Annotated in this window: 24 protein-coding genes; 18 read left to right on the top strand and 6 right to left on the bottom strand. The window is 61.1% G+C overall.

Going from position 1 to position 23,458, the window contains the following annotated elements; all coding sequences use genetic code 11:
- Nucleotides 1-42 precede the first annotated feature (42 nt).
- A complete protein-coding gene (locus OE747_RS07875) occupies nucleotides 43-747 on the top strand; it encodes a CoA transferase subunit A (protein WP_164128854.1) in 705 nt (234 codons plus the stop codon).
- Nucleotides 747-1,376 carry a 3-oxoacid CoA-transferase subunit B gene (locus OE747_RS07880; RefSeq protein WP_263828052.1) on the top strand — a complete coding sequence of 210 codons (630 nt, stop codon included), beginning with the start codon at nucleotides 747-749 and terminating at the stop codon, nucleotides 1,374-1,376. The genes OE747_RS07875 and OE747_RS07880 overlap by 1 nt, the downstream gene beginning before the upstream one ends.
- A gap of 46 nt (nucleotides 1,377-1,422) precedes the next feature.
- Here the strand turns inward: OE747_RS07880 and OE747_RS07885 are convergent, their stop codons facing one another.
- Nucleotides 1,423-2,268, bottom strand: a complete 846-nt coding sequence (locus OE747_RS07885) for a lytic transglycosylase domain-containing protein (RefSeq protein ID WP_263828053.1) — start codon at nucleotides 2,266-2,268, stop codon at nucleotides 1,423-1,425.
- A 353-nt stretch (nucleotides 2,269-2,621) separates the two neighbouring features.
- On the opposite strand from OE747_RS07885, the gene OE747_RS07890 reads away from it, so the two are divergent.
- From OE747_RS07890 to pdeM, 16 genes are all read left to right on the top strand, one after another.
- A complete protein-coding gene (locus OE747_RS07890; RefSeq protein WP_263828054.1) occupies nucleotides 2,622-2,810 on the top strand; it encodes a hypothetical protein in 189 nt (62 codons plus the stop codon).
- An 89-nt stretch (nucleotides 2,811-2,899) separates the two neighbouring features.
- Nucleotides 2,900-3,088, top strand: a complete 189-nt coding sequence (locus OE747_RS07895; RefSeq protein ID WP_263828055.1) for a hypothetical protein — start codon at nucleotides 2,900-2,902, stop codon at nucleotides 3,086-3,088.
- A 171-nt stretch (nucleotides 3,089-3,259) separates the two neighbouring features.
- Entirely contained in the window at nucleotides 3,260-4,117 is an 858-nt protein-coding gene (gene cpaB, locus OE747_RS07900) for a Flp pilus assembly protein CpaB (RefSeq protein ID WP_263828056.1), read from the top strand.
- Nucleotides 4,118-4,304: 187 nt separating this feature from the next.
- Complete coding sequence (locus OE747_RS07905; RefSeq protein WP_263828057.1) at nucleotides 4,305-5,711, top strand: type II and III secretion system protein family protein; 1,407 nt, start codon at nucleotides 4,305-4,307, stop codon at nucleotides 5,709-5,711.
- A 16-nt stretch (nucleotides 5,712-5,727) separates the two neighbouring features.
- The gene (locus tag OE747_RS07910) at nucleotides 5,728-6,354 is read left to right on the top strand and encodes an OmpA family protein (protein ID WP_263828058.1); all 627 of its coding nucleotides are present in this window, start codon (nucleotides 5,728-5,730) and stop codon (nucleotides 6,352-6,354) included.
- A 194-nt stretch (nucleotides 6,355-6,548) separates the two neighbouring features.
- Entirely contained in the window at nucleotides 6,549-7,787 is a 1,239-nt protein-coding gene (locus OE747_RS07915) for an AAA family ATPase (protein ID WP_263828059.1), read from the top strand.
- A gap of 93 nt (nucleotides 7,788-7,880) precedes the next feature.
- Nucleotides 7,881-9,251: a CpaF family protein gene (locus tag OE747_RS07920; protein ID WP_404818303.1), complete on the top strand. Its 1,371-nt coding sequence runs from the start codon at nucleotides 7,881-7,883 to the stop codon at nucleotides 9,249-9,251.
- A gap of 10 nt (nucleotides 9,252-9,261) precedes the next feature.
- Entirely contained in the window at nucleotides 9,262-10,230 is a 969-nt protein-coding gene (locus OE747_RS07925) for a type II secretion system F family protein (protein WP_263828061.1), read from the top strand.
- 10 nt (nucleotides 10,231-10,240) lie between these two features.
- Nucleotides 10,241-11,221, top strand: coding sequence for a type II secretion system F family protein (locus OE747_RS07930; protein ID WP_263828062.1), 981 nt, complete (start codon nucleotides 10,241-10,243; stop codon nucleotides 11,219-11,221).
- Between the two features lie 52 nt (nucleotides 11,222-11,273).
- Nucleotides 11,274-11,816, top strand: a complete 543-nt coding sequence (locus OE747_RS07935) for a tetratricopeptide repeat protein (protein ID WP_263828063.1) — start codon at nucleotides 11,274-11,276, stop codon at nucleotides 11,814-11,816.
- 30 nt (nucleotides 11,817-11,846) lie between these two features.
- The gene (locus OE747_RS07940) at nucleotides 11,847-12,695 is read left to right on the top strand and encodes a tetratricopeptide repeat protein (protein WP_263828064.1); all 849 of its coding nucleotides are present in this window, start codon (nucleotides 11,847-11,849) and stop codon (nucleotides 12,693-12,695) included.
- Nucleotides 12,696-12,699: 4 nt separating this feature from the next.
- A complete protein-coding gene (locus OE747_RS07945; protein WP_263828065.1) occupies nucleotides 12,700-13,245 on the top strand; it encodes a prepilin peptidase in 546 nt (181 codons plus the stop codon).
- A gap of 110 nt (nucleotides 13,246-13,355) precedes the next feature.
- On the top strand, nucleotides 13,356-14,663 hold the full coding sequence (locus OE747_RS07950) for a P-loop NTPase family protein (RefSeq protein WP_263828066.1): 1,308 nt from the start codon (nucleotides 13,356-13,358) through the stop codon (nucleotides 14,661-14,663).
- Nucleotides 14,660-15,469, top strand: coding sequence for an NAD(P)-dependent oxidoreductase (locus tag OE747_RS07955; protein ID WP_263828067.1), 810 nt, complete (start codon nucleotides 14,660-14,662; stop codon nucleotides 15,467-15,469). Before OE747_RS07950 ends, OE747_RS07955 begins: the two co-directional genes overlap by 4 nt.
- Before the next feature lie 84 nt (nucleotides 15,470-15,553).
- Nucleotides 15,554-17,962 carry a ligase-associated DNA damage response DEXH box helicase gene (locus OE747_RS07960; protein ID WP_263828068.1) on the top strand — a complete coding sequence of 803 codons (2,409 nt, stop codon included), beginning with the start codon at nucleotides 15,554-15,556 and terminating at the stop codon, nucleotides 17,960-17,962.
- A 41-nt stretch (nucleotides 17,963-18,003) separates the two neighbouring features.
- Nucleotides 18,004-18,666 carry a ligase-associated DNA damage response endonuclease PdeM gene (gene pdeM / locus OE747_RS07965; RefSeq protein ID WP_263828069.1) on the top strand — a complete coding sequence of 221 codons (663 nt, stop codon included), beginning with the start codon at nucleotides 18,004-18,006 and terminating at the stop codon, nucleotides 18,664-18,666.
- Here the strand turns inward: pdeM and OE747_RS07970 are convergent.
- From OE747_RS07970 to OE747_RS07990, 5 genes are all read right to left on the bottom strand, one after another.
- Nucleotides 18,663-19,337 (bottom strand): LytTR family DNA-binding domain-containing protein, encoded by a 675-nt coding sequence (locus OE747_RS07970; protein ID WP_263828070.1) that lies wholly within the window; start codon nucleotides 19,335-19,337, stop codon nucleotides 18,663-18,665. The two genes, pdeM and OE747_RS07970, sit on opposite strands and share 4 nt — an antisense overlap.
- Before the next feature lie 317 nt (nucleotides 19,338-19,654).
- Entirely contained in the window at nucleotides 19,655-20,545 is an 891-nt protein-coding gene (gene folD / locus OE747_RS07975) for a bifunctional methylenetetrahydrofolate dehydrogenase/methenyltetrahydrofolate cyclohydrolase FolD (RefSeq protein ID WP_263828071.1), read from the bottom strand.
- A 43-nt stretch (nucleotides 20,546-20,588) separates the two neighbouring features.
- Nucleotides 20,589-20,894, bottom strand: coding sequence for a chorismate mutase (locus OE747_RS07980; RefSeq protein WP_263828072.1), 306 nt, complete (start codon nucleotides 20,892-20,894; stop codon nucleotides 20,589-20,591).
- A gap of 56 nt (nucleotides 20,895-20,950) precedes the next feature.
- Complete coding sequence (locus tag OE747_RS07985; RefSeq protein WP_263828073.1) at nucleotides 20,951-22,627, bottom strand: formate--tetrahydrofolate ligase; 1,677 nt, start codon at nucleotides 22,625-22,627, stop codon at nucleotides 20,951-20,953.
- Nucleotides 22,628-22,792: 165 nt separating this feature from the next.
- Entirely contained in the window at nucleotides 22,793-23,368 is a 576-nt protein-coding gene (locus OE747_RS07990; protein WP_263828074.1) for an MOSC domain-containing protein, read from the bottom strand.
- Nucleotides 23,369-23,458 lie beyond the last annotated feature (90 nt).

Raw genomic sequence — 23,458 nt, forward strand, 5'->3', positions numbered from 1 at the left:
CGGCAAAACCGGCGCAATCACCAAGTCATTGGGGGAGTTTCCATGAAGAAAGTCTATGCCAACGCCACCGAGGCACTCGATGGGGTGCTGCGGGATGGCATGTTGATCGCGGCGGGCGGGTTCGGCCTGTGCGGCATTCCCGAGCTACTGCTTCAGGCAATCAAGGAATCGGGCGTCAAGGACCTGACCTTTGCCTCGAACAATGCCGGTGTCGACGATTTCGGCATCGGCATCCTGTTGCAGACCAAGCAGGTCAAGAAGATGATCAGCTCTTACGTGGGCGAGAATGCCGAGTTCATGCGCCAGTATCTCTCGGGCGAGCTGGAACTGGAATTCAACCCGCAAGGCACCCTGGCCGAGCGCATGCGCGCGGGTGGCGCGGGCATCCCGGGTTTCTACACCAAGACCGGTGTCGGCACCGTCATTGCCGACGGCAAGGAACACAAGGACTTCAACGGCCAGACCTATATCCTGGAGGAAGGCATCTTTGCCGATCTCTCGATCGTCAAGGCCTGGAAAGCGGACGAGACCGGCAACCTCGTGTTCCGCAAGACCGCGCGCAACTTCAACCTGCCTGCCGCGACCTGCGGCAAGATCTGCGTGGCCGAAGTGGAAGAGATCGTGCCGACAGGCTCGCTCGACCCTGATTGCATCCATCTGCCCGGCATCTATGTGCACCGTCTGATCCAGGGCGAGCATGAAAAACGTATCGAGCAGCGCACCGTGCGCAAGAAGGAGACCGCATAATGGCTTGGGACCGCAACCAGATGGCCGCCCGTGCGGCACAAGAGCTTCAGGACGGTTGGTATGTGAACCTCGGCATCGGCATTCCGACGCTGGTTTCAAACTACATCCCCAAGGGTGTGAACGTGACCCTGCAATCGGAAAACGGCATGTTGGGCATGGGCCCCTTTCCGATTGAGGGCGATGAGGATCCCGACCTGATCAACGCGGGCAAGCAGACCATCACCGAACTGCCGCAAACCGCCTATTTCGACAGCGCGACCTCATTTGCGATGATCCGGGGCGGCAAGATCGCCATGGCGATCCTGGGCGCGATGGAAGTGGCCGAGAACGGTGATCTGGCGAACTGGATGATTCCCGGCAAGTTGGTCAAGGGCATGGGCGGCGCGATGGATCTGGTGGCCGGTGTCGGCCGCGTGGTCGTTGTCATGGACCATGCCAACAAACATGGTGAGTCCAAAGTGCTGAAAGAGTGCACCCTGCCGCTGACCGGGAAGGGCGTGGTCGACCGCATCATTACCAACCTTGGCGTGCTGGACGTGGTCGAAGGCGGTCTCAAGATCGTCGAACTGGCCGACGGGGTCAGCGAAGAGGAGTTTCGCGCAGCGACCGAGGCAACTCTGGTCAACTGATCGACACAGGTATTGTGACAGGCCCGCCCGTTCCGGCGGGCCTTTTCTATTGCAGGGCGGTGAACACACAACCGTCGGTGATCAGTTGCGGCGGCGTCGCACACAGGCCGCGCGCCACCTGATACGCAGCCAGAACCTTTGGGACATAGTCCCGCGTCTCGGCAAAGGGAGGAACGCCGCTGTGCTGACGTACCGCGCCTTCACCGGCGTTGTATCCAGCCAGCACCATGACAGGGTCGCGCCCGAACTCTCCCATCAGCCAATCGAGATACTTGACGCCGCCTGCGATATTCTCGTCTGGAGACAGGCTGTCGGAAACACCAAAGCGTGCGGCCGTCGCGGGCATCAGCTGCATCAGCCCCTGGGCCCCTGCCCGGCTCACGGCATCCGACTTGCCCGCCGATTCCACCGCGATCACCGCCAGGACAAGAGCCGGGGAAACGTCGGTCCCTATCGTAGAGCGGAGAATCGTACGCCCCTGCGCGCGCGCAATCTCCTGCAAGGTCTGCATGCGCGGGGCATCTATCCCACCGCCGGACAGTGTCGCAAGGATCTCGTCAATACGACCCGGCGCCGACTGTTCCAGGGCTGGCGACACCTTGTCCCAAAACCAGGCATATCGTCCCTGTTTGTCGGGCACCGGCAGGCTGGAGGCGATTTCGGTCTCGGGGGGTGTGGATTCCTCAACCGGTCGTGCACGGCCGCCAACCGGCGCCAAAGCGTGCTCTTCCGCTGTAATCTGAACATCCACGCGCGGACGGGTTCCGGGTGCCGGAGCCTTGATCCGTTTGGACTTCACCTCTGGAAACGGTGGCGGGCTGTCGGCCGAAACACTCATAGGCATCGCCACAAGGGCGATTCCCGCAATCATCGCAAGGTATCTGAGGTCCATCTGCTCGCCTCTAGATATGTTTTTTGCAGTTTTGTGCGGAACAACGGCGCCAAAAGCCAGAAAAACCTGTCAAAATGCGGCGATTTCGCCTCATTTGAAGCCTTTCGGCACCGGCACAACCATGACGGGCAGCTTTCTGTGATTTTCTTTTTATTTGAATTCAAGGCGTTACGCAAAAAGTGAGGGAAAAGTTAAATTCGGGCAGAAAATTTCTGGTTTTGGCCCAAATCCTGCCACGGCTGACCGGCAAATATACACCCATACCGCGACGGACATGAGCCAACGAGAGAGAGCAGGTTCAAACGGACGGCGAGGTTGAGAAAAAATCTTGTGATCCTTAGGAGGGACTAACCATGATCAACTTCATCAAAAACTTCCGCAAAGACGAAGATGGCGCAGTGACCGTTGACTGGGTCGTGCTGACCGCAGCTGTCGTGGCCCTGGCCGCCGTCGCCTACAACGGCATCTCTTCCGGCACGGGCACCCTGTCGGGCGCCATCAACACCGAACTGAGCGGCGTGACGCCGTCGACCGGCCTCTAATAGGCAGGCTCGCCAAATCAGAACGGGGCCGCGTCTTTGAAAAAAGACGTGGCCCTTTTTTCTGAACTCAACGCGACGGAGGTACTGCCATGCTGAAACGCTACAAGCTCTTCGCAAGTGAAGAAGACGGCGCCGTCACGGTTGACTGGGTGGTTTTGACCGCCGCAGTCGTGTCCCTGGCGGGAATAACCTACTCGGCAATCAACGGCCCGACCGGAGACGTGTCGTCAGCCGTTTCCGACACAATCGGTGGGGTGACGGTGGACAGCGGTCTCTAGACCCGTCTGCGCCTAGCCTGACCAAAGACTTCAATTGTTCTCAATCGGCAAACAACCGACAAGTTGGAACCCCTATTCTGACACAATTGCGGTGCAGAAATATCAAGTTGAACCCCACGACAGTCGGCGATCAGGCTGATGTTGGAACGGGTACGGAAAAGAGGTGATAGGATGCGAGCAGTATTTGGACTGGTTCTGATCGTGGGCGTCGCACTCGCCGGAGGCGCGGTGATGATGGCCCGGAACTACATTTCGGCATATCAGAGCGAGCTCGCACGTGAACGCCAGGCGCGCGCTCAGATCGTTCCGACCAAGGAAGTGATCGTTGCCGCACGCCCGCTCCGCTACGGTGAACGCCTGACAAAAGAAGACATTCGGCTGGTGAAATGGCCGGTGAACGCCATCCCCGAGGGCACGTTCACCGATGCCGCCGCGCTGTTCCCCGAGCGGGAAGAAGACAACCGGTTCATCCTGCGGGCCATCGAGAAGGATGAGGCAATCATGACCGTCAAGGTGACCAAGCCCGGCGAGGATGCGGGTTTGACCTCGCAGCTCGAACGCGGCATGCGCGCCTTTGCGATCAAGGTTGATGTCGCTTCGGGTGTGTCGGGCTTCCTGCGCCCGGGTGACCGCGTCGATGTATACTGGACCGGTGGCTTGAATGGCACTCTCGAAGGGATTCAAGGCGAAATCACCCGCCTGATCCAAAGCAGCATTCAAATCGTAGCCGTCGATCAATCCGCTGGCGGAGATCTGACCGGAGCGACCATTGCCCGGACAGTGACTGTGGCCGCGCGTCCCGAACAGGTCGCCGCGCTGGCCCAGGCGCAGACCACCGGCCGTCTGTCGCTGGCCCTGGTTGGCGTCGATGACGATACGGTGGTTTCGGCCGTGGAGGTCGATCAGCGCAGCCTTCTTGGCCTGGGAGCGCTGCAATCGGCCCCGGAAGCTGTGGAAGAAAAGGTTTGTACGATTCGGACCCGCCGCGGTGCAGATGTTGTCGACATCCCGATCCCCTGCACGAATTGACATCCGGTTCGACACCAAACATGCGACCGCGTCCAGGCGCGGTCGTTTTTGTCTTGTTGCTCAATCCACACATAAAGAGCGGACCCAAAAGCATTGATTCTTGCAAAAAAACGGCAAGTCGCGCACACTAATCAAAAGATCGGGCAAAAAGACCCGCACCTGAGGCGTGATCGGAAAGGCAGGTCACATGAGTATTGACGGTTGGATCAAGGCGGCCCTTACCGGGCTTGCGTTGGCGTGGGGTCCGGTTTCGGGGCCTGCCTCGGCGCAGGATTTGCGTGTGGTCAAGAAGGGCATGGCCGAAACGCTCGATGTCCCGATGAACCGGGCCATCGTCGTCGAAAGCGACGTTCCCTTCGCCGAACTGTCCATTGCCAATGCCGGCATCGCGGATATCTCATCGCTTTCCGACCGTACGATCTATGTTCTAGGGAAATCTCCCGGCCTGACGACGCTGACTCTTTTTGACGCCGGGGGCCGTCTGATCACCAACGTCAACGTTCGGGTTTCGGCCGACGTGACTGAGTTCAAGGAACGCCTGAAACAGATCCTACCCAACGAGCGGATCGAGGTGCGCACAGCAAACGACGGGATCGTGTTGTCCGGCACCGTATCCAGTTCCGCGCGCCTGCAACGCGCTCTCGATCTGGCCGAGCGTTATGCGCCCGAGCGGGTATCGAACCTGATGAGCGTGGCGGGCGTTCAACAAGTCATGCTCAAGGTGCGCTTCGCCGAGATGCAGCGCGCTGTCTCCAAATCGCTGAGCGCTTCGCTCGGCTTTAGCGGCGGCAATGCGGTCGGTGGCATCAACACGCTGAACAACCAGCCTGCTCTGACCAACGCGATCGCCGGCAGCATTCCGGCCCTGAACGACAATACCGGGGCAATTCTCTTTGGCTTTAGCGCGGGCGCGACCCAGGTTCGCCTGCTTCTTGAAGCGCTGGAGCGGAAAGGCGTCGTGCGGACCCTGGCCGAACCCAACCTGTCGGCCCTTTCGGGACAGGAGGCAAAATTCCTTGCAGGCGGCGAATACCCCATTCCCGTGGCACAGCGTGACGGGCTGTTCTCTGTCGAATACAAGCCCTTCGGCGTCGAAATGTCGTTCATTCCGCGCGTGGTCGACGGAGACCTGATCAATCTCGAGCTTCTGGCGGCGGTGTCGTCCTTGGACCCCAACAACTCGGTCACAGTGAATGGCTTTGACATCGCGGCGTTCCAACGCCGCGAAACCTCCACCACTGTCGAACTGCGCGACGGCGAGAGTTTCGCCATTGCAGGTCTGATCGAAGACGAGTTCCTGGATAACAATTCCCAGCTTCCCTGGATCGGCGATGTACCTGTTCTGGGTGCACTTTTCCGCAGCGCGAATTATCAGAGATCACAGACCGAACTGGTGATCATCATCACCGCGCATCTGGTTTCGCCAACCCGGGGCGAAGCGCTGGCCCTGCCTACGGATCGCGTCAAACCCCCAAGCGAAACGGATCTGTTCCTGCGCGGCAAGACCACCCGTACGGAACGGGCGCGTAGCGGCGCCGCCTCCGAGGTGGCGCGTCAGGATTTCAGCGGTTCCTACGGCTACGTGTTGGAGTGATCAAAGGATGAAACCGATGCGGAAATGGTTTGTTTGTCTGGGATTGGCAGGGGCTGTTTCCGCCTGCGGCCTCGAAGCGGGCTACGAGGTCGATTCCGGGACCTTTGGCAACGCCACGCTGAACAACGTGCAGATGATGAACGGCGAACGCAGCTATGCACAGACGCTCGCCGACCGGTTTGCCCGCGAAGTGCCCACGCAGATCAACTTTGCCTTTGACAGCGCACAGTTGGATGCGGCGGCTCAACAGACTCTTACCTTGCAAGCCGACTGGATCCGCCAGTTTCCAGAAGTGCGTTTCCGTGTGTATGGCCACACCGACGCTGTCGGTTCGGCCGGATACAACAAAAGCCTGGGCATGCGCCGGGCACAGGCGGTCGTGTCCTTCTTCGCCAGCCGGGGGATCAGCCGCTCCCGTCTGGAAGCTGTTGTTTCTTATGGAGAAACACAGCCTCTGGTTCCCACCAGCGACCGTGAACGGCGCAACCGTCGTACAGTAACTCAGGTTTCTGGCTTCGTGGACAAGCATCAGAACATTCTCGACGGAAAATACGCCCAGGTCGTCTACCGCGAGTACATCAAGAGCGCTGAACCGAAGACATCGCTCAAGATTGAAACAAGCTCCAGCGCGTTCGAACAATAACGGTGAATCGGGCGGTATCGTCGCCCTATTCCCTACAATTGGTTCTTTTCGGCCCAAATCTCGCCCAACTTACCCGCGACATTGCTTTCAGAAGGTGACGTGCGACCAGAATCTCGGTCGCATGCGGGATTAGACGAGCCAGATTGCCGAACGGTGTCTGCCTCTGCCTCCCGCCCCGTAAAGAGGATAAGGCAATGAGCAGCGCAATGCCGCAACCGGAAACAACACCGATCCTGGCCTGCACGGTCAGCAGGGATGTGCAGAATTTCGACCTCTTGATCGAGGACATGGAAGCCGCGATGGGCGAAAGCTGGGGCGATCTCGGCTTTGCCGAGGCACTGGCCTTTTTTGGCCAACCCGACGCCGAGGCGCTGGAGTTCATCGCGCTCGCAATAGATTCCGACGACGAGGACAACCTTGTCCTTATGGGGGAGATCATTACCCAGGCCAAATCCCGTGGGATCAAGGTGATCCTGATCGCCGAAGACGTAACCCCGGCATCGTTGCATCAGCTGCTGCGCAAGGGGGCAGACGAATTCGTGCCCTATCCGCTTCCCGAGCGGGAGTTGCAATCGGCCATAGACCGGTTGAGTGAGCCGGAACCGCAACCCGAACAATCACACCACAACACGGCGCATCTGAACAAAGGCGCTTCACGTGAAGGGGCCTTGATTGTCGTGCATGGCCTGGCCGGTGGCACGGGCGCAACCACCATGGCCGTGAACCTGGCTTGGGAACTCGCCAACATCGGCGGAGACGACGCCCCGCGCGTATGCCTGTTGGACTTTGACATGCAGTACGGTTCGGTCTCGACCTATCTCGATCTGCCTCGTCGTGATGCCGTGTTCGAGATGCTGTCCGAGACCGCCAACATGGATGAAGAGGTTTTCGGCCAGGCGCTGCTGAGTTTTGAGAACAAGCTACAGGTTCTGACGGCACCGTCGGACATGGTGCCCCTGGACATCATCACGCCAGAGGACATCGCGCGCGTGATCGAGATGGCGCGGGCGCATTTCGACTATGTTGTCGTGGACATGCCCAAGACACTGGTTCAGTGGTCGGAAACGGTGCTTCAGGCCGCCCACATCTACTTTGCGATGATCGAGCTCGATATGCGGTCGGCGCAGAACGCGCTGCGGATGAAGCGCGCGCTACAGTCCGAGGACCTGCCGTTCAACAAGCTCCGCTTCGCGCTGAACAAGGCGCCCAAGTTCACCGATCTGAGCGGCAAGAGCCGGGTGAAGCGGATGGGAGAGTCGTTGGGCATTTCCATCGACCTTCAGTTGCCGGACGGCGGCAAACAGGTCACCCAGGGTGCGGATCATGGACTGCCGCTGGCATCCTCGGCGCCCAAGAACCCGTTGCGCCGCGAAATCGCAAAGCTGGCGCAGTCCTTGCACGAACTTGGTCGCAACGACGCAAAAGCAGCCTGAACACTATAGACGAGGGGGTCGAACGTGTTTTCGAGATACAGGAAGACGGACAAGGCAGAACCAGTCGCCGCAGCTACTGCGCCGAAAGCTGAGTTGCAGATCGCGAAATCCGACACAAATAAGCCCGCAAGCCTTCGCAAACCCGTGCAGAAGACTGCGGCCGAAGCGCTCCCCATGGATCGCGAGCGCAAGCGCAAGGAGCGGATGAGTGAGATCAAGATCGAGCTGCACCGCGATCTGCTTGAGAACCTGAACCTTGCCGCGCTGGAACATGCATCCGAGGCAGAGCTTCGGTCCGAGATCACCGCGATCACCAACGAGATGCTTGAAACAAAAGGCATCGTGTTGAACCGCGACGACCGCGCCCAGCTCAACAAAGAGCTGTATGACGAGGTCACCGGCCTTGGCCCCTTGGAAACCCTGCTCCAGGATGAGACCGTAAACGACATTCTGGTGAACGGGCCGCACCAGATCTTTGTCGAACGGGCCGGCAAGCTTCAACTGACCGACATCACGTTCAAGGATGAAAAGCACCTGCTGCGGATCATTGACAAGATTGTCAGCGCGGTCGGTCGGCGCGTCGATGAATCGAACCCCTATGTCGACGCCCGTCTGGCTGATGGCTCACGCTTCAACGCGATGGTGCCGCCGATCGCGGTCGATGGTTCTCTGGTGTCGATCCGGAAGTTCAAAAAGGACAAGCTGGGCATCGATGACCTGGTCAAGTTCGGCGCCTTCACCGAAGAGATGGCCGCCTATCTTCAGGCCGCCGTCGCCACCCGGCTGAACGTGATCGTGTCGGGCGGTACCGGTTCGGGCAAAACGACCACGTTGAACGCGTTGTCGAGCTTCATCGACAATTCCGAACGCATCCTGACCATCGAGGATACGGCGGAACTTCAATTGCAACAGACCCATGTGGGCCGGATGGAAAGCCGCCCGCCAAACGTCGAGGGCAAGGGAGAGGTTTCCCCTCGCGACTGTCTGAAGAACGCGCTGCGGATGCGCCCCGACCGTATCATCGTCGGCGAGACGCGCGGCGAGGAAGTCATCGACATGCTTCAGGCCATGAACACCGGCCACGACGGTTCCATGACCACGATCCACGCCAACTCGGCCCGCGACGGGGTCAGCCGACTGGAGAACATGATCGCCATGGCCGGGATCGAAATGCCGATCAAGGCGGTCCGCTCCCAGATCTCTTCGGCTGTGAACCTGATCGTCCAGGCCAGCCGCCTTCAGGACGGCAGCCGCCGCATGACCTCGATCACCGAGATCACCGGGATGGAGGGCGACGTCATCTCGATGCAGGAAATCTTCCGCTATCAGCGGGTGGGCCTGACCCCCGACAACAAGATCATCGGCCATTTCACCGCCACCGGCGTGCGCAGCCATTTCTCGGAACGGTTCCGCATGTGGGGCTATGACCTGCCGGCTTCGATCTACGAACCGACCACGATGTAAGGATAAAACCATGCAACTCAGCGCCGAACCAATCATCTACGGCCTGATCTTCGTCGGGGTCCTGGTCCTGGTCGAGGGTCTCTATCTCGTCGCCTTCGGGAAATCCATCAGCCTCAACAGCCGGGTGAACCGCCGGCTGGAAATGCTGGACAAGGGCGCCGGTCGCGAACAGGTGCTGGAGCAGCTCCGCAAGGAGATGCAGCAGCACATGAAGTCGAAGTCGATCCCGCTTTACTCTCTGCTGGCCGAAAAGGCGCAGAAAGCGGCCATCGCCTTTACCCCGCGCCAGTTGATCATGATCATGGGTCTTCTGGCCTGTATCGCCTTTGTCGGCCTAAGCGTCGGCACCCAGACCGAGGTCAAGATCCGCGCCGCTATCTCGGTCGCGATCGGCATCGGCGCGGTTTATATCTGGGTCAATCACAAGGCCAAGAAGCGCCTTGGGCTGATCGAGGAACAATTGCCGGATGCGGTGGAACTCATGGTGCGTTCGCTGCGTGTCGGTCACCCGTTCGTGTCTGCGATCCAGATCGTCGCAAAGGAATCCGAAGATCCGATCGCCACCGAGTTTGGCATCATCGCGGACGAGGCCGCCTATGGCCGCGAGATCGGCGAAGCGCTCAAGGAAATGGCCGAACGCCTGGACATGCAGGATCTCCGCTTTCTCTCGGTTGCCGTCACCATTCAGCAGCAATCGGGCGGCAACCTGGCCGAAGTTCTGGCGGGCCTGGCCAAGGTGATCCGCGCCCGTTTTCGCCTGTTCCGCCGGGTCAAGGCCATCACTGCCGAGGCGCAATGGTCAGGCAAGTTCCTGTCCGCCTTCCCGCTGGTCGCGCTGATGGTGATCCTGATCAACGATCCCGGCTATTATGACGGCGTGCAGGATCACGAATTGTTCATTCCGGCCTGTTTCGTTGTGGGCATCCTTCTGACGGTGAACCTGTTCGTCATGCGCATGCTGACCAATATCAAGGTGTGAGGAGATCGACATGGAATTGCTGAACACAATGAACGATTTCATCACCGCCAATCTGGGTGAATTCGGGCCCCTTATCGTGGTGGGCGGACTTGGTCTGTTCATGATCCTGCTGACCATCCCGATGATGCTCAATCAGCCCGAGGACCCGCTGAAGAAGCTCAAGCGGGATCAAAACCCGAAAACGCCCCAGAAATCGAAGAAGGAGCAACTGCGTCAGGCCGGTCGCAACGAACAGCTGCAACGTTTCGCGACCTTTCTGGAGCCGCAAGACGCCGACCAGCTGTCGGCGATGCAACTGAAGTTACGGCAGGCCGGGTACCAATCGAAGGATGCGGTCCGCTTTTTCCATTTCGCACAGATGGCGCTCGGCCTGGTCGGTCTGTTTCTGGGCGTGATTTATGTGACGGTCATCAACGCCGATCAGAATTACGACGGGCAGGCGATGCTGATGCGCGTTCTGGGACCCGGCGCCGTGGGGTATTTCCTGCCCAAGTACTGGATCACCCGCCGGGTCGACACCCGCAAGGAGAACATCACCCGCGCCTTTCCCGATGCGCTTGACATGATGCTTGTCTGTGTCGAAGCCGGTCAGTCGCTTGACCAGTCGATCGTTCGCGTTGCGCGCGAACTGCGCGCCTCATACCCCGATCTGGCGGACGAATTCGAAATCGTCGCTTATGAGATGAAAGCGGGCAAGGAAAAGGACAAGGTGCTACGCGACATGGGTACCCGCTGTGGTGTGGTCGATGTGTCGTCCTTTGTAACCGTTATGATCCAGTCGTCTCAGTTCGGTACGTCGATTGCCGAGGCCCTGCGCGTCTATGCCGGGGAAATGCGAGACAAGCGTGTGATGCGTGCCGAGGAAGCGGCAAACAAGTTGCCAACAAAAATGACACTCGCCACAATGATGCTGACCGTGCCGCCCCTGCTGATCATCCTTGTCGGCCCATCGGCAAAAGGTATCATGGATCTGGGCAACATGAGCAAATGACAAGATGAAACAACAGGGTGGGCGACCTCCCGCATCGACTCTGCTGAAAGTTATGGCCATCGTCGCAACAGTGACGGTGGCCAATTGCACGAGGGACGATGCGGCGGCATTGCCGGACAGCCCCTTTCCGCCCGGCGTCGACCATCGAAAAGAGGCGGTAAACGGGGTCGAGGTTGGTCAGCGGCTGATGGCGGCGGGGGAGTATGAGCTTGCGCTGGACAGTTTCACGCGCGCCGCACTGGATCAGGGCATGACCCCCGAGATCCTGACCGGGATCGGTACCGCCAATCTGGGCCTGGGACGTCTTGGGCAGGCTGAACCGATGCTGAGGCGCGCGGTCAGCGAGGCGCCGGATTGGCCCGAGGCCTGGAACAACCTTGGCGTGCTCCTGATGGAAACAGGCGAATTGTCCGAGGCGAAGCAGGTTTTTCAGAAAGCCTATGCGCTCGACAATGGCGAAAGTGACTCAATCCGGGACAATTTGCGGATAGCACTCGCAAAATCGGAAAATGTTGTTCATACTGAGCCGCAACAAGAAGAATTCAAATTGGTGCAGCGGGGGCAAGGCGACTTTGTGATCCGTAAGACACCGTAACGAGGGCAAGAGCAGCAAAAGGACGCAAAAATGCGCCACCTTATCCTGATTCCGGTCATGCTGGCAGGCAGTCTGACCCTTTCGGCGTGTTCGGACAATGCCGACGAAACTGTCGAGCGGGCATTCCAGGACGTCAACGTCGTGGATGAAACCAATCTCAACGATGTGATGCTTACGGTCGCGGACCCCAACGAGGCTGTCGACTATTTCCAGCGCGCCCTGAAAGACAATTCGGATCGCATCGATCTGCAACGTGGGTTGGCCAAGTCCCTGACGCGCGCCCACCGCAATACCGAAGCCGTGGCGGTCTGGGGCAAGGTCGCAAAGATGGACGGCGCCATTCCGGATGACGCGGTCGACTATGCAGACGCCCTGATCCGCAACAACGAGTGGGAGCGCGCCGAGCAGGTCTTGGATTCCGTGCCCCCCACCCACGAGACGTTCAACCGCTACCGGCTTGAGGCGATGGTTGCGGATTCCAACCACGAGTGGAAGAACGCCGACACGTTCTATGAAACCGCAGTTGGTCTGACCACACGGCCTGCCGGTGTCATGAACAACTGGGGGTACTCCAAACTGACGCGCGGCGATTTCGCCGAGGCCGAGCGTCTGTTCGGAGAGGCCATTCGCCAGGACAGCAGCCTGTTCACCGCCAAGAACAATCTGGTTCTCGCCCGGAGCGCACAGCGCAACTATACACTGCCGGTTGTGCCGATGACACAAACCGAACGGGCGCAACTCTTGCACACGATGGCGCTTTCGGCGGTCAAACAGGGCGATCTCACAACCGGAAAATCACTGCTGCGCGAGGCGATAGACACTCATCCCCAGCACTTCGAGGATGCGGTCCGGTCCTTGCGTGCGCTTGAACTCGGCTGATCCGATGGTCATCCCTGCCCAGGCGGCGCTTTGGTTTGTACCTTTTGTACTGCCGATCTGCCTCTATGTCGCCTATACCGACCTGCGCGAGATGAAGATCCGCAACCATGCCGTAACAACTCTGGCTGCGGTTTTTGTCTTTGTCGGCCTGATCGCCTATGCTCCGTTCACCAGCGAATGGATTTCGGGCCGCATAGGCCCGATCCCTCTGGCCTTGCCGACCTATGTCTGGCAACTCCTGCACCTTCCTGTGGTGTTGCTGATCGGCGTGTTGCTGAATGCGGCAGGGGCGCTGGGGGCTGGTGACGCCAAGTTCGCCGCCGCCGCTGCGCCCTTTGTCTGGACCGGCGATCTGAGACTTGCGACAGGTCTGCTGACAGCCGGGTTGCTGGGTGCCTTCGTCACCCACCGCATTGCCAAGCATTCGCCATTAAGGCGGATCGCACCCAACTGGAAAAGCTGGGACACCGGCAAGAAGTTTCCGATGGGCCTGGCCCTGGGTGGAAGTCTGGCGGCCTATCTCGTGCTCGGCGCGATCCACGGCACCTGAGTACAAAACCCGCCCCCTGCCCGCCCTTGTCCTGCCACATTGATCGGACAAACTGATACTCGAAGTGATCGCTTCACCGATCAACCCGGGAAACTTTTCGGACCGCTACGATGAACATGCAGCCTACCGCCGTTCTGGCGCCTCCCGCTCCGAAACGGATGTCTGAAATGCAGCTCCCCATCGTCATGATGCGGGACATTCTGCTCAAGACGATCTTTCGCAAGACCGTCGAAACCGTTTCGGAAATCGCCGAGGCCATTTGCCTGCCGGTTACGGTGGCGCAAGAACTCGTCGACATGGCGCGGACCCAGAAACTGCTCGAGGCGACCGGTACGCTCAATGCCAACAACGGCAACGAGATGGGGTATCAGCTGACCGATGCCGGCAAGGCGCGCGCGCTCGACGCGCTCAGCCAGTCGGAATATTTCGGTGCCATGCCGGTACCGCTCGAGGTTTACCGGGAGCAGGTCAAACGGCAATCCATTCGCAACATTCAGGTCACCCGCGACCAGCTGGTCAAGGCGATGGGCCATCTGGTACTGCCCGACAGCCTGCTGGGCCATCTCGGCCCCGCTGTCAGCGCCGGCCGCTCGATCCTGATGTATGGCCCACCGGGCAATGGTAAATCCTCGATCTCGAACGGGATCCGCGACGCGCTGGGCGACAATGTCTATGTGCCGCGCGCGATCGAGTATTCCGGCCAGGTCATCACCGTCTATGACCCGATCGTCCACACGGCCATCGAACAGGAACCCGACGACCCGACCCAGCTGCGCCGCCGCGCCCGCTTCGATAGCCGCTATGTGATGTGCGCGCGTCCCACGGTGATTACCGGGGGTGAGCTGTCGCTGTCGATGCTCGATCTGGTCTACAACCCCACCGCGCGCACCTATCAGGCGCCCTTGCAGCTGAAATCCACCGGCGGCATCTTCATCATCGACGACCTTGGCCGCCAGGCCGAGCCGCCACAGGCGATCATCAACCGCTGGATTGTGCCGCTGGAAGAGGGCAAGGACATCTTGGGCCTGCAATCGGGCGAGAAATTCGAGGTTCCCTTTGACACGCTGGTGATTTTCTCGACCAACTTTCACCCCAACGAGATCTTCGACCAGGCGGCGCTGCGCCGGATCTTCTTCAAGATCAAGATCGACGGCCCGAACCAGGAAAACTTCCTGAAAATCTTTGCCATGGTCGCCCGCAAGAAAGGCGTGCCGCTCGATGAAAAGGCGCTGGTGCATCTGCTCAAGGTGAAATACCCGACCATCGACAACATCTATGCCAATTATCAGCCGGTCTTCCTGATCGACCAGATGATCGCTATTTGCGAGTTCGAAGGCATCCCCTATCAGATGAGCCCCGACCTGATCGACCGCGCCTGGGCCAACATGTTCGTCAAGGACGAGAAGATCGTGAAATGATCGGGATCGCGGGCTGTGGCCGGATGGGGGCACCGATGCTGGCCGCCCTGAGACGCGCCGGATTCCAGGCGCAGGGCTTTGATATCCGTCCCCTTGGTGATTTTCCCGGCGCCGATCACGGAATTACTGATGACATAGAAGTGTTTTCGCAAAGCTTGCGTACCCTCATCACTGTTGTCCGGGACATATCGCAAACTGAACAGGTATTGTTCACAGACCAGAAACTCATTCACGCAAAACACCTCGATTGTGTCATCATCTGCTCCACCCTGTCGCCCCGCTACATACGCGAGCTGCGGGCGCGGGTGCCGGATCATATCGCCCTGATCGACGCGCCGATGTCCGGCGCGCAGGTCGCGGCCCAGGAGGCGCGGCTCTCTTTCATGCTGGGTGGCGAGCCTGCCGATCTCGCGACGGCCCAACCGCTTTTCGACGCCATGGGCAGCCACTTTCACCACATGGGCCCCTATGGGTCGGGCATGCAGGCCAAGGTGCTCAACAACCTGCTCGCTGCCGCCAACACGGCGATGACGCGGCTGGTGCTGGACTGGGGTGATGCCGGGGGCCTCGGCGAGGCCGCGCTGCTTGCCCTCATCCACACCAGCTCGGGCCAGAACTGGTTCGCAAGCAATTTCGACCAGATCGAATTCTCCCGCGACGGTTTGAGCGCGGACAATACGATCGGCATTCTGGTCAAGGATGTCGAAAGCGCGCTCGACGCCGCGCCGCCGGGCGCCGACACCACTCTGCCCCGCGCGGTACAAGACCTGATCCGCAAATTGCGACCACGCCCTTCCTCTTGCTGAAAATATCCCGGGGGAGTCGCCCGGCACGGGCGGCGGGGGCAGCGCCCCCTTCCTTTGCCCGAGGCAGGTGATAGTGTCACCGCCATGCCGCAGCTCTCCGCGCTCCTCACCGACTGGTTCACCGCCAAGGGCTGGTCCGTCCATCCCCATCAACAAGCGATGTTTGATCGCGCCGACCGCCCCGCGACCCTGCTCATCGCGCCCACCGGTGGCGGCAAGACCATGGCCGGGTTTCTCCCCACACTGGCCGAGCTGGCAGCGGGACAGCATCAGGGCCTGCACACGCTCTATGTCTCTCCGCTCAAGGCGCTGGCCGCCGATATCAAGCGCAACCTGAGCACTCCGGTTGACGAGATCGGCCTGGCCATCCGGATCGAGGATCGCACCGGCGACACCTCGGCCACGCAAAAGAAGCGTCAGCGCGCCGACCCGCCCCATATCCTGCTGACCACTCCGGAAAGCCTCGCGCTCCTGACCTCGTACGAGGACGCGCCACGCATGTTCGCCGGGCTGCGCCGCGTGGTCGTCGACGAGATCCACGCCCTGGCCGAAAGCAAGCGCGGCGACCAGCTGATGCTGGCGCTGGCGCGGCTGCAAACGCTCTGCCCCGACCTGCGCCGGGTGGGCCTTTCGGCCACGGTCGAGGACCCGGAGGCCATCGCCCGCTTCCTTGCCCGCCACCCCGACCCTTGCGAGATCCTGCTGGCTGATCCCGGCCCCGATCCCGATATCGCCATGCTGGAAACCGAGGAAATGCCGCCCTGGTCGGGCGGCGGTGCCGCCTATGCCATCCCCGCCGTGTTGGACCAGATCCGGCGGCACAGGACGACGCTCATCTTTCACAACACCCGCGCCCAGGCCGAGATCTTCTTTCACAACCTGTGGCTGGCCAATGACGAAGGTTTGCCCATCGGCATCCATCACGGCAGCCTCGACCGGACACAGCGCGAACGGGTCGAGGCGGCGATGGTGCGGGGCGAACTGCGCGCCATCGTCTGCACCGGCAGTCTCGACCTGGGCATCGATTGGGGTGACGTGGACCTGGTGATCCAGATCGGCGCCCCCAAGAACGTCAAGCGGCTGGTACAGCGGATCGGGCGGGCCAATCACCGCTATAACGCGCCCTCCAAGGCGCTGCTGGTGCCCGCCAACCGGTTCGAGGTGGTCGAATGCATCGCCGCGCTTGAGGCGGTGCGCGCCCACGCGCTCGACGGTGATCCGCGCGGTCCCGGGCCGCGCGACGTGCTCTGCCAGCATATCCTGATCGCCGCCTGTTCCGGCCCGTTTGACGCCGATGCACTCTTTGCCGAGATGACCTCCGCCGGGCCTTATGCCGATCTTGCCCGGTCCGAATTCGACGCCTGTCTCGATTTCTGCGCCACCGGCGGCTACGCTCTGCGCGCCTATGACCGCTGGCAGCGCCTGCAACAGCGCCCCGACGGGCAATGGCAGTTGCGCGACCCGCGCAGCGCCCAGCGGATCCGCCAGAATATCGGCACCATCCAGGACACGGATACGCTCAAGGTGCGGCTCCGGCGCAATCGCGGCGGCAAGCCGCTGGGCGAGGTCGAAGAAGGTTTTGCTGCCTCGCTTACCCCCGGCGACACATTTCTGATCGGCGGCCAGATCGTGCGGTACGAGGGCCTGCGCGAGATGGTAGTCGAGGTCAGCCACCGCGCCGACAAAAAGCCCAAGATCGCTACCTTCATGGGCACCAAATTTGCCACCTCGACCCAGCTCAGCGCCCGCATCCTCGACCTGTTTTCACAGGCCGACTGGCCGCAGCTGCCGCACCACACCGCCGAGTGGCTGGCCCTGCAACGCCAGGTCTCGCGCCTGCCCGAACGCGGGCGGCTGCTGATCGAGAGCTTTCCGCAGGACGGGCGCGAGCATCTTTGCGTCTACGGCTTTGCCGGACGCAACGCGATGCAGACGCTGGGCCTGTTGCTGACCAAACGAATGGAGGAGACGGGCCTGAACCCCCTGGGCTTTGTCGCCACCGATTACGCGGTGCTGATCTGGGGGCTTGAGGCTACAACCGACCCGGCGCCGCTCTTCGAAATCGACAGCCTGCGCGCAGGGCTCGATCAGTGGCTGGCCGGTAACGCGGTGATGAAACGCACCTTTCGCGCCTCGGCCACCATCGCCGGGCTGATCGAGCGCAATCTGGGCGGCCAGCGCAAGACCGGGCGGCAGGCGACCTTCAGCTCGGATATCCTCTATGAGACCTTGTTGAAATACGACCCCCATCACCTGATGATGCAGATCACCCAGGCCGAGGCGATGCGGGGGCTGGTCGATTTCGGCCGCATCGAAGAGATGATCGCCCGGGTCGGCGACCGGATCGACCTAGTGCGGCTGGATCGGGTAACACCACTGGCCGCGCCGCTGTTTCTGGAGGTCGGCAAGGTGCCGGTGCAGGGTGCCGCCGAAGAGCGGCTCTTGGCCGAGGAAAGCGCCCGTCTGCTGGCCGATGCCGGACTGACCGCCTGAAAAAGCTTGCGCATCCCGGCCCCACAGGCAAAGAACACATCATGAACGGATATGATTTCACCTTTGCCGGGGCGCGGCTTACGGCGCTTGGGTCTGGCGCGCTCTGGTGGGGCGAGCAGCGACTCTTGTGTGTGTCAGACCTGCATCTGGGCAAATCCGAACGCATCGCGCGGCGCGGGGGCATCCCGCTGCCACCCTATGAGGTGACCGATACGCTGGACAGGCTTGCCGCCGATCTGGCGCGCACCGCACCCGAGACGGTGATCTGCCTGGGCGACAGTTTCGACGATGCCGAGGCCGCCCGCGCCCTGCCCGAACCCGCCCGCCTGCACATCGCCACGCTCCAAGCCGGGTTGCGCTGGGTCTGGATCGAAGGCAACCACGACCCCGGCCCGGTGGACATTGGCGGCACGCATCTGCGCGAACTGACACTTGGGCCGCTGCTGTTTCGCCATATCGCGCAAGATGGAGCACAGGGAGAGATCTCGGGCCATTACCATCCAAAGGCGGCGCTGCGCCTGCGCGGGCGCAGCCTGTCGCGCCCCGCGTTCCTGCTCGATCAGGACAGGATCGTGATGCCTGCCTATGGTACCTATACCGGCGGCTTGCGCAGCGATGCGCCGGTGCTGGCCCGGTTGATGCGCCCCGGGGCGCTGGCCATCGTCACCGGCCCCAGCCCGGTCGCGGTGCCGATGCCGCGCTAGACGATCCCCGCCTCTTCCAGTCCCGGGCGGTACTTGCGGCTGACGGGGATCAGATCGCCATTGGTCAGGCGCAGATGGATCTTGCCGCCGCTGCGCTCGACACTTTCGATCGCGGCATCGGTCACCCAATGGGACCTGTGGGTACAATGGCCGGAGATCGGCGCCATCTCGTCTATGGCATCGCCGAAGCGCGACCGGATCGTGTGTATGCCCTGATCGGTCACCACATCCACATAGTGGTCGCGAACAGTGAGGCGCAGGATTTGCTCCGAGAACCCCTCGGGCAGACGTTTATAGATCCGGGGTTGCGGCGGTTCCGGCTCTGCCGGTCCGGGCAGGCCCCGCCGCAGGATGATCAGGCCTGAGGCAAAGATGGTACCATAGCGCGCCATGCTCCACACGTCCGGGGCCGCATCCGCGGTGGGCATCGCAAGCAAGCGAATCAAAACCCACAGCGCAGGTGTGAACAGAAGCGTCACCAGGATGACGATCAACAGATCCTTGCGCAAGAGCGCCGCGCCCGGCGCGTGCCGCTCGACCACGCTATGGCTCAGCCGGGCGATACCGCCCGCGACCCCCATTACCAGCAACCAGAAGAGAAACCGCTGCCCAAAGGACATGCCATGCCCGCCAAACGGATCAGAAATACTGGCCAGAAGGGACAAGAACACGAATGCCGGTCCAATCAGACCCCGTTTGTCGGCACTCAGAAATGATCTCAGTTTGGAAATCATGAAAAACTTACGTGAACTGATCTGACGCGGAATACCGTCATACAGCAAATCAATCCCTGCCACAAATAGCGCACGTACCGGAATGAGACAGAATGTTGCGCTTTGGCGTCAGGCGACGTAGAGACCCACGCTTGGTAGTCGATTTCTTGAAACCACTTCCTTGTCTACCGGTCAATACCGGCAAACGGACAGCAACTGGTGTCAGGGCCAACGTGGCAATTGCACTCGATGGCCCTGACCTGTGACCGCAACAGTCAGGCGGTCAGGCCCTTTGGTTCGGGCAAATTGTTTGCACGCGTGCAGGCGGTAAGCGTGTTGGCCAGCAGGCATGCAATGGTCATCGGGCCAACCCCGCCAGGGACCGGCGTGATGGCACCGGCAACCTCGGCACAGCTGTCGTAGTGGACATCACCAACCAGCTTGGTCTTGCCGTCCCGTTCGATCCGGTTGATGCCCACGTCGATCACCGTGGCGCCGGGCTTGATCCAGTCGCCGGGCACCATTTCGGGTCGGCCCACAGCGGCCACCACGATATCGGCGCGACGCACAACCTCGGCCAGGTTCTTGGTGCGCGAATGCGCGATGGTCACGGTGCAGCTGTCGCCCAGCAAGAGCTGTGCCATCGGCTTGCCCACGATGTTCGAGCGCCCGATCACCACGGCATCCATACCGCTGAGGCTGCCGTGATGGTCGCGCAGCATCATCAGACAGCCGAGCGGCGTGCAGGGCACCATGCTCTTCTGACCGGTTCCCAGAAGCCCCACGTTCGAGATGTGGAACCCATCCACGTCCTTGGCCGGGTCGATGGCATTGATTACCAGGTCTTCGTTCAGGTGTTTCGGCAGCGGCAGTTGCACCAGAATGCCGTGAACCTCCGGATCGTTGTTCAAGCGGTCGATCAACGCCAGAAGATCCTCTTCCGAGGTCGAGGCATCAAGCTTGTGCTCGTAAGAGTTCATGCCAACCTCGACCGTCTGCTTGCCCTTGGAGCGGACATAGACCTGGCTGGCCGGATCCTCGCCCACCAGGACAACCGCAAGGCCGGGGATAATCCCATGCGCCTCTTTCAGCGTGGCGACCTGTTCAGCCACTTGCGCCCGCAGCTTGGCTGCAAAGGCTTTTCCGTCGATGACTTGCGCTACCATGCTTGTCCCTCTCCTTAGTCACGTACCGGGGCCGAACCAGCCCTCATGCAGCCCCAAGCACGCGTTCTTCGCGAGCGATGGACCAATCGATCAAAATGCGCCACAGCTGTTCGGCCAGATCAGGGTCCAGCCCTTTGAGCAGCGCTTCGTTGCGCACATTCTGCACCACCGCTTCGACCCGGTCCGGAATGCGGGCCGGAAGGCCCTCTGCCGGTTTCAGCTCTGCAGCGCGGTCGATATAGGCCGCGCGCCGCACCAGCATCTCGACCAACTGGCGGTCGAACCTGTCGATCTCTGTTCTGAGGTCCCGCATCGAATGGCATTGGTCCGGCGGTGTCAGAGGTGGCATCAGAATCTCCTGTGGCCCGGGGTGATCCCGGGCCACGAGTTGACGTATTTGACGGCTTAGAACAAGCCCTCGATCTGCCCTGCGTCATTCAGACGGATGGTTTCGGCGGCAGGCTTCCGGGGCAGACCCGGCATGGTCATGATCTCGCCGCAGACCACCACGATAAATCCGGCACCGGCGCTCAACCGAACCTCGCGCACCGGAACCGAGTGGCCGGTGGGCGCACCACGGCGGTTCGGATCGGTGGTGAAGCTGTACTGGGTCTTGGCCATGCAGACCGGCAGGTTGCCATATCCGGCCTCTTCCCATTCCTTCAGCTGACCGCGGATCTTCGAGTCCGCCAGAACTTCGTCGGCACGATAGATGCGCTTGGCGATGGTTTCGATCTTTTCGAACAGCGGCATTTCGTCGGGATAGATCGGCGCGAAATGCGCGACACCAGAGTCGGCCAAGGCCACGACCTTGCGCGCCAGTTCTTCGGATCCTTCCGAGCCCAGTTCCCAATGCCGCGCCAGCACGGCCTCGACGCCATGCGCGCCGCAGTAATCCTTGACCGCCTGGATTTCGGCCTCGGTGTCGGTGACAAAGTGGTTGATTGCCACAACCACCGGCACGCCAAAGGACTTCACGTTCTCGATATGACGGCCCAGGTTGGCACAACCCTTCTTGACCGCCGCAGTGTTCTCTGCGCCCAGATCGGCCTTGGCCACGCCGCCGTTCATCTTCATCGCCCGCACGGTGGCAACGATCACCACGGCCGAGGGGGCGATGCCCGCCTTGCGGCACTTGATGTTCATGAACTTCTCGGCCCCCAGGTCAGCACCAAAGCCCGCCTCGGTGACCACATAATCGGCAACCTTGAGCGCGGTCTTGGTCGCGATGACCGAGTTGCAGCCGTGGGCGATGTTGGCAAACGGGCCGCCATGTACAAAGGCCGGGTTGTTTTCCAGTGTCTGCACCAGGTTCGGTTGCATCGCGTCTTTCAAGAGAACGGTCATCGCGCCTTCGGCCTTGATGTCGCGGCAATAGACCGGGGTCTTGTCGCGGCGATAGGCGACGATGATGTCACCCAGGCGCTTTTCAAGGTCTTTCAGGTCGTTCGCCAGACACAGGATCGCCATCACTTCCGAGGCCACGGTGATGTCGAAACCGGCTTCGCGCGGGAAGCCGTTCGACACACCACCCAGCGAGCAGGTGATCTGGCGCAGCGCACGGTCGTTCATGTCGACAACACGACGCCAGGCAACCCGGCGGGTGTCGATATCCTGCTCGTTGCCCCAGTAGATGTGGTTGTCGATCATCGCCGACAACAGCGAATGGGCGCTGGTGATGGCGTGGAAGTCGCCAGTGAAGTGCAGGTTCATCTCTTCCATCGGGACGATCTGCGCATAGCCGCCACCGGCGGCGCCGCCCTTCATGCCGAAGTTCGGCCCGAGCGAGGCTTCGCGGATACAGATCATCGCCTTTTTCCCGATGCGGTTCAGGCCATCGCCCAGACCCACGGTGGTGGTGGTCTTGCCCTCGCCCGCCGGGGTCGGGTTGATCGCGGTCACCAGGATCAGCTTGCCGTTCTCGCGGTCCTGGACCGAGTTGATGAAGTTCTGGCTGACCTTCGCCTTGTCATGGCCATAGGGCAGCAGATCCTCGCTGGCGATGCCCAGCTTTGCACCGATCTCCAGGATCGGTTTCTTGTTTGCCTCACGGGCGATTTCGATGTCGGATTTGTAGGCCATGGGTGCAATCCCTGCTTGGTGTCCCGGTATACCGGCGCGCACGCGCCGGGCTTGGGCACAGGATTAACGTCGCAAATCGCTCGGCATGATGTGGATTCCGACATTTTCACGACGTGAAACGTCGCGACCCGATTTCCCCGGACGCAGATCGGAAACTCCGGGTCGTCAAGGGCGCCAAGCGCGCTGTTCAGGGACAAACAGGGTCAATTGGTCGCCAACCGCCAGTTTCCCGGGCCTTTCGACCCAGGCGGTGACGCCGCGCCGCCCCTCTGCGGCAGGTTTGAAGGCGGCGCCATGTCCGGGTTCTTCGGCCTCGATCTCGCGTCCGGGCAAAACACAGGGCCGGTTTTCCATGTCGATGGTCAGGGTGGTTCCCGCGCCACTCTGCAAACGCGACGAAGGCGGCACATGGGTGAAGTCGGGAATGCCGCGGACCACGATCGAGGCGCCGAGCAAGGCCGGGTCGAGCCGGTCGAGTCCCATCTCAGCGGCAATCGCCGCCAATTCCTCGGCCGACAGGATAGTCAACTGGCGGACATTGCGGATCTCGGTGTCACGGTCATAGAGGTTGCGGACCCGCACACAGGAAGGGCGAGTTGCGCCCTCGTGCCGTTCGCCGGGAATACCGGCGAAGCTCAGGTCCAGCGCAGCGACCGGTTCGGCGCGCAGAGAGCCACCCGCAGGCACGTGGCCCAGCCATTCCACCCGGCCGAGATGGCCACTCTTCTCCAAAACAGGCACCCAGTCCCTCCATCATCCGCATGCTCGGCAACCCTAGCGGTATCGCGGCGATCGACCAGCCCAAACGACAAAGGCCCGGACATACGCCGG

The sequence above is a fragment of the Ruegeria aquimaris genome (assembly GCF_025751555.1).
Taxonomy (GTDB): Bacteria; Pseudomonadota; Alphaproteobacteria; order Rhodobacterales; family Rhodobacteraceae; genus Ruegeria_B; species Ruegeria_B aquimaris.

Coding starts and splice junctions, on each gene's coding strand:
- OE747_RS07925 (WP_263828061.1), top strand. CDS start 9,262: ATGCAACTCAGCGCCGAACCAATCATCTACGGCCTGATCTTCGTCGGG.
- OE747_RS07930 (WP_263828062.1), top strand. CDS start 10,241: ATGGAATTGCTGAACACAATGAACGATTTCATCACCGCCAATCTGGGT.
- OE747_RS07895 (WP_263828055.1), top strand. CDS start 2,900: ATGCTGAAACGCTACAAGCTCTTCGCAAGTGAAGAAGACGGCGCCGTC.
- OE747_RS07945 (WP_263828065.1), top strand. CDS start 12,700: ATGGTCATCCCTGCCCAGGCGGCGCTTTGGTTTGTACCTTTTGTACTG.
- OE747_RS07940 (WP_263828064.1), top strand. CDS start 11,847: ATGCGCCACCTTATCCTGATTCCGGTCATGCTGGCAGGCAGTCTGACC.
- OE747_RS07910 (WP_263828058.1), top strand. CDS start 5,728: ATGCGGAAATGGTTTGTTTGTCTGGGATTGGCAGGGGCTGTTTCCGCC.
- OE747_RS07915 (WP_263828059.1), top strand. CDS start 6,549: ATGAGCAGCGCAATGCCGCAACCGGAAACAACACCGATCCTGGCCTGC.
- OE747_RS07875 (WP_164128854.1), top strand. CDS start 43: ATGAAGAAAGTCTATGCCAACGCCACCGAGGCACTCGATGGGGTGCTG.
- OE747_RS07960 (WP_263828068.1), top strand. CDS start 15,554: ATGCCGCAGCTCTCCGCGCTCCTCACCGACTGGTTCACCGCCAAGGGC.
- OE747_RS07985 (WP_263828073.1), bottom strand. CDS start 22,627: ATGGCCTACAAATCCGACATCGAAATCGCCCGTGAGGCAAACAAGAAA.
- OE747_RS07905 (WP_263828057.1), top strand. CDS start 4,305: ATGAGTATTGACGGTTGGATCAAGGCGGCCCTTACCGGGCTTGCGTTG.
- OE747_RS07885 (WP_263828053.1), bottom strand. CDS start 2,268: ATGGACCTCAGATACCTTGCGATGATTGCGGGAATCGCCCTTGTGGCG.
- folD (WP_263828071.1), bottom strand. CDS start 20,545: ATGGTAGCGCAAGTCATCGACGGAAAAGCCTTTGCAGCCAAGCTGCGG.
- OE747_RS07880 (WP_263828052.1), top strand. CDS start 747: ATGGCTTGGGACCGCAACCAGATGGCCGCCCGTGCGGCACAAGAGCTT.
- pdeM (WP_263828069.1), top strand. CDS start 18,004: ATGAACGGATATGATTTCACCTTTGCCGGGGCGCGGCTTACGGCGCTT.
- OE747_RS07980 (WP_263828072.1), bottom strand. CDS start 20,894: ATGCCACCTCTGACACCGCCGGACCAATGCCATTCGATGCGGGACCTC.
- OE747_RS07950 (WP_263828066.1), top strand. CDS start 13,356: ATGAACATGCAGCCTACCGCCGTTCTGGCGCCTCCCGCTCCGAAACGG.
- OE747_RS07935 (WP_263828063.1), top strand. CDS start 11,274: ATGGCCATCGTCGCAACAGTGACGGTGGCCAATTGCACGAGGGACGAT.
- cpaB (WP_263828056.1), top strand. CDS start 3,260: ATGCGAGCAGTATTTGGACTGGTTCTGATCGTGGGCGTCGCACTCGCC.
- OE747_RS07890 (WP_263828054.1), top strand. CDS start 2,622: ATGATCAACTTCATCAAAAACTTCCGCAAAGACGAAGATGGCGCAGTG.
- OE747_RS07955 (WP_263828067.1), top strand. CDS start 14,660: ATGATCGGGATCGCGGGCTGTGGCCGGATGGGGGCACCGATGCTGGCC.